This window comes from Nocardia sp. NPDC004722 (genome assembly GCF_053601505.1).
In genome coordinates this window covers 1-5,107 of sequence record NZ_JBSGBY010000597.1, presented here as the reverse complement: position 1 = coordinate 5,107, position 5,107 = coordinate 1, and the positions used below count along the sequence as shown (strand labels likewise).

General features: G+C 68.6%; 4 protein-coding genes. 3 read left to right on the top strand and 1 reads right to left on the bottom strand.

Annotated elements, in window-relative coordinates; genetic code table 11:
- Window positions 1-241: hypothetical protein (locus ACWELQ_RS37595; protein WP_452401780.1), on the top strand; the 241-nt coding region annotated here is incomplete at its 5' end.
- Here the strand turns inward: ACWELQ_RS37595 and ACWELQ_RS37590 are convergent.
- Entirely contained in the window at window positions 220-924 is a 705-nt protein-coding gene (locus ACWELQ_RS37590; protein ID WP_452401779.1) for a TVP38/TMEM64 family protein, read from the bottom strand. The two genes, ACWELQ_RS37595 and ACWELQ_RS37590, sit on opposite strands and share 22 nt — an antisense overlap.
- A gap of 170 nt (window positions 925-1,094) precedes the next feature.
- On the opposite strand from ACWELQ_RS37590, the gene ACWELQ_RS37585 reads away from it, so the two are divergent.
- A complete protein-coding gene (locus ACWELQ_RS37585; RefSeq protein ID WP_452401778.1) occupies window positions 1,095-2,909 on the top strand; it encodes a methylmalonyl-CoA mutase family protein in 1,815 nt (604 codons plus the stop codon).
- 2 nt (window positions 2,910-2,911) lie between these two features.
- Window positions 2,912-5,107: methylmalonyl-CoA mutase (scpA, locus tag ACWELQ_RS37580; RefSeq protein WP_452401777.1), on the top strand; the 2,196-nt coding region annotated here is incomplete at its 3' end.

Below are 5,107 nucleotides of genomic sequence, written 5' to 3'. Positions count from 1 at the left end.
GAGCGGATTTCTGCTCCGCAGAGACGGTCGCGCGCCGACCGCGGAGGTGCTCCGGCAGGCCAACGGCTGGCTGGTCAAGGCCGCGGAACTCGATCCCGGACTGAAATTCACCCGCGCCTACCGGGCGCGGGCCCGGCAGCGGTTCGCGTCGGCGAACGGCTCCGGGCAGGCCCCGCAACTGCGGGATCGGTTCGAGCGCTGGCCGCTGCCGCCGCCGGATCAGGCGATCGGGTCCGGCTGAGCCTCGACCGCCATGCGGGCGTCCACCAGCAGCCCGATCACCCCGACCGCCAAACACGCTGCCGTGACGATCCATTGGGCGGGGGAGGTGCGATTGGTGAGCGCGTCGCCGAGCAGCACCGTGCCGACCGTGCCCGGGATGATGCCGATCAGCGTCGCCAGGAAGTACGGCGTGAGCTTGATGGACGACAGTGCCGCGCAATAGTTCACGATCGAGAACGGCGCGAACGCGATGAGCCGCAACGACCCGATGGCCAGCCAGCCGCGCCGCGCCAGCCGCGCATCCACGGCCTGGACGGTCGGATGGGTGAGATGGGGCCGGACGCGTTCGTGACCGACGGCGCGGACGAGCCACAGCGCCAGCAGCGCGCTCACCGTCGTCGCCGCGATCGCCAGCGTCAACCCCTCCGCCGACCCGAACAGCATGCCCGCGCTGAGCGTGAAGATGGTGCGCGGGAACGGAACCACGCACACCAGCGTGTGCACCACGAAGAACACCACCGGCAGCATCGGCCCCACCGAATCCGCCCACTGCCGAATCTGCTGCGGTCCCGGATGCGGTGCGAACGCCGCCAACGCGAACAGCGCCCCGCAAGCGATCAGCAGGGCCAGATTCCGCGGTTGGCGAAGGCGGTTGAGCAGCCCGGATACTCGCTCGAGCGGCGCGGGCACGGTTGTTGGCACCGCGCCAGGTTACCCGCTGGTAGTGAGACTCCGGAGACAGGAATGGCATGGGTACCGCTAGCATCAGGGGAAAGACCATGAATGCTCGTTAACCAAAGTGGCCGTTGAGCTGGGCGGATGCCGGGTTCAGCGGCCATCCGGTCAGGGAGTGGAAGAAGGAAACAGCAGCTATGCCGATTGCTTCCGACTCGGGTACCGAACCGGTGCCCGAGTTTGCCGCCTGGCGTAAGGGTGTCGCCGGGGTGCTGGCCAAGGCCCGCAGGGTGGATGCGAGCGAACTGCCGGCCGAGCCGGAGAAGCTGCTCGCGGTCACGACCTACGACGGTCTGACGGTCAACCCGCTCTACACGCGTCGCGACGAACTGCCCGAGCAGCCTTTGCCCGGGCAGTTCCCCTACGTGCGCGGTGGCGACGCCACCCGCGATGTGCACCGCGGCTGGTTCGTGAATCAGCGCTTCAGTGGCTCCGACGCCAAGGCCGTCAATACGGACATTCTTTTCGGTCTGGACAACGGCGTGAGCGCCGTGTGGCTGGGTGTCGCCGAGCGCGGTGTCCCGGTCGAGGGTCTCGCGACCGCACTGCAGGGCTTCCTGTTCGAGCTCGCGCCCCTCACCCTCGACGCCGGTCCCGCCGCCGATGAGGCCGCGGCCGCATTGTTCTCGGTCCTCGACGGCTATGAAGCCCCGAACCGCAAGGACATTCGCGTCTCCCTCGGTGCGACCCCGCTGACGAGCCTGTTCGCCGGTTCCTCGGCCATCGATCTGGACGGTGCGATCGCGCTCGCCCAGCAGGCGGTGGCCCGCACCGAGACGGTTCGCGCGATCACCGTGTGCGGCGTGGCCTTCCACAACTCCGGTGCCTCCGACGCCCAGGAGCTGGGCGCGGCGGTCGCGGCGGGTCTCGAGTACCTGCGCTCGCTCACCGACGCCGGTGCCGATATCGCGGATGCGCTGGGCCAGTTGGAGTTCCGCTTCGCGGCCACCGACGACCAGTTCGAGACCGTCGCGAAGTTCCGCGCCGCCCGCAAGCTGTGGGCCCGCGTCGCGCAGGTCTGCGGTGCTCCGGCCTTCGGCAACGCGCCGCAGCAGGCGGTCACCTCCGCGGCCATGATGAGCCAGCGCGACCCGTGGGTGAACATGCTGCGCACCACCCTCGCCGCGTTCGGCGCGGGCGTCGGCGGCGCGGACATCGTCACCGTGCTGCCCTTCGACGCCGCGCTGCCCGCCGGGGAACTCGAAGTCTCGCAGGCGTTCTCCGAGCGCATGGCGCGCAACACCCAACTGTTGCTGCTCGAGGAATCCCGCCTGGGCCACGTGCAGGACCCGGGTGCGGGCTCCTGGTACGTGGAATCGCTCACCGATGAGCTCGCCGCCAAGGCATGGGAGTTCATGCAGGAGATCGAGGCCGCCGGCGGTTACCTGGCCGCGCTGCAGGCGGGTCTGCTCGCCGAGCGCATCGGGGAGACCAAGGCGAAGCGCGATGCCGATGTGGCGCACCGCAAGACGGCCGTCACCGGCGTCAACGAGTTCCCGAACCTGAGCGAGAAGCCGCTGTCGGACGCGGCCCGCGCGGACTCCGGATTCCGCTACGGCGCGGCCTTCGAGGCGCTGCGCAATCGTTCCGACGCCTATCTCGCCGCGAATTCGGCCCGCCCGCGGGTGCGGCTGGTTCCGCTGGGGCCGGTGTCGGAGAACAATGTTCGTGTCACCTTCACCACCAACCTGCTGGCCTCCGGCGGCATCGAAGCCGTGACCGAGACCGGTCCGTCGATCGCGGTGCTGTGCGGTTCCGACACCCGCTACGGCACCGACGCCGCCGCGGCCGTGCAGGAACTGCGGGCGGCCGGTGTCACCACCGTGCTGCTGGCCGGACCCGAGAAGGCGGTCGCGGAGCTTTCCGGGGCGGATCGCCCGGATGGCTTCGTGACGGCTCGCATGGACGCGGTGGCGGCTCTGACCGGCCTGCTCGAAAAGCTGGGAGCGTAGAGATGAGCGATATCAAGCATCGCATCGGCAATTTCGCCGAGGTGCCGCTGACCGAGGGCGACCGCTCGCCCGCCGACGTCAGCGCCGCGCAGGTCGAGGAGTTCGTCGCCGAGGCCGCGAGCGCCAACAACTATGCGCCCGAACAGCTCACCTGGTCGACGCCCGAAGGCATCGAGGTGCCGCCGGTGTTCACCAAGGCCGACCGCGACGCCATCGTCGAGGCGGGCTACCCGCTGGACAGCGTGCCGGGCGTGGTGCCGTTCGTGCGCGGCCCGTACCCGACCATGTACGTCAATCAGCCGTGGACGATCCGGCAGTACGCGGGCTTCTCCACCGCCGCCGACTCCAACGCCTTCTACCGCCGCAACCTGCAGTCGGGTCAGAAGGGTCTGTCGGTCGCGTTCGACCTGGCCACGCACCGGGGCTACGACTCCGATCACCCGCGCGTGACCGGTGACGTCGGCATGGCCGGTGTCGCCATCGACTCCATCCTCGACATGCGGGAACTGTTCGATCAGATTCCGCTGGATCAGGTTTCGGTGTCGATGACCATGAACGGCGCGGTGCTGCCGATCCTGGCGCTCTACGTCGTCGCCGCCGAGGAGCAGGGCGTCAAGCCCGAGCAGCTGGCCGGAACCATTCAGAACGACATTCTGAAAGAGTTCATGGTCCGCAACACCTACATCTACCCGCCCAAGCCCTCGATGCGGATCATCTCCGACATCTTCGCCTACACCTCCGCGAAGATGCCGAAGTTCAATTCGATCTCCATCTCCGGCTACCACATTCAGGAAGCCGGAGCCACGGCCGATCTGGAGCTGGCGTACACCCTCGCCGACGGCGTGGAGTACATCAAGGCCGGTTTGGACGCGGGCATGGAGGTCGACAAGTTCGCGCCGCGGCTGTCGTTCTTCTGGGCCATCGGCATGAACTTCTTCATGGAGGTCGCCAAACTCCGTGCGGGACGGCTGCTCTGGAGCGAGCTGGTCGCCAAGTTCGAGCCCAAGAACACCAAGTCGCTTGCGCTGCGCACGCATTCGCAGACCTCCGGGTGGTCGCTGACCGCGCAGGATGTGTTCAACAATGTGGCGCGCACCTGCGTGGAGGCCATGGCCGCCACCCAGGGGCACACCCAGTCGCTGCACACCAACGCGTTGGACGAGGCGCTCGCGCTGCCGACCGACTTCTCCGCGCGTATCGCGCGCAACACGCAGCTGCTGATTCAGCAGGAGTCCAACACCACCCGTCCGGCCGACCCGTGGGGCGGCTCGTACTACGTGGAATGGCTGACCCATCAGCTCGCCGAGCGTGCCCGCGCGCACATCGCCGAGATCGAAGCGCACGGCGGTATGGCGCAAGCGATCTCGGAGGGCATCCCGAAGCTGCGCATCGAGGAAGCCGCCGCCCGCACCCAGGCGCGCATCGATACCGGGCAGCAGCCGGTGATCGGCGTCAACAAGTACCTGGTCGAGGAAGACACCCCGATCGAGGTGCTCAAGGTCGAGAACTCGCGCGTGCGGGCCGAGCAGAACGCCAAGCTGGAAAAGCTGCGCGCGGAGCGCGATTCGGCCGAGGTCGAGGCGGCGCTGGCCGAATTGACCCGTGCGGCAGCGTCGTCCGAGGGCGGCATGGACAACAACCTGATGGCGCTGGCCATCAATGCCGCACGCGCCAAGGCCACCGTCGGTGAGATCTCCGACGCGCTGGAAAAGGTGTACGGCCGCCACCAGGCGGAAATCCGTACCCTGTCCGGCGTCTACCGGGAGGAGGCGGGCAAGGTGACCAACATCAGCAAGGCCATCGAACTGGTCGAGGCGTTCGCCGAGGCCGAGGGCCGCCGCCCCCGCATCCTGATCGCCAAGATGGGACAGGACGGCCACGACCGCGGCCAGAAGGTGATCGCCACCGCCTTCGCCGACCTCGGCATGGACGTCGACGTGGGCCCGCTGTTCCAGACCCCCGAAGAGGTGGCGCAGCAGGCGGCCGACAACGACGTGCACGTCGTCGGCGTGTCCTCGCTGGCGGCAGGCCATCTCACGCTGGTGCCCGCCCTGCGGCAGGCACTGGCCGATGTCGGACGCCCCGACATCATGGTCACCGTCGGCGGCGTCATCCCGCCCGGCGACTACGACGAGCTGTACGCGGCCGGCGCCGCGGGCATCTTCGGGCCCGGCACCATCATCGCCGAGGCCGCCATC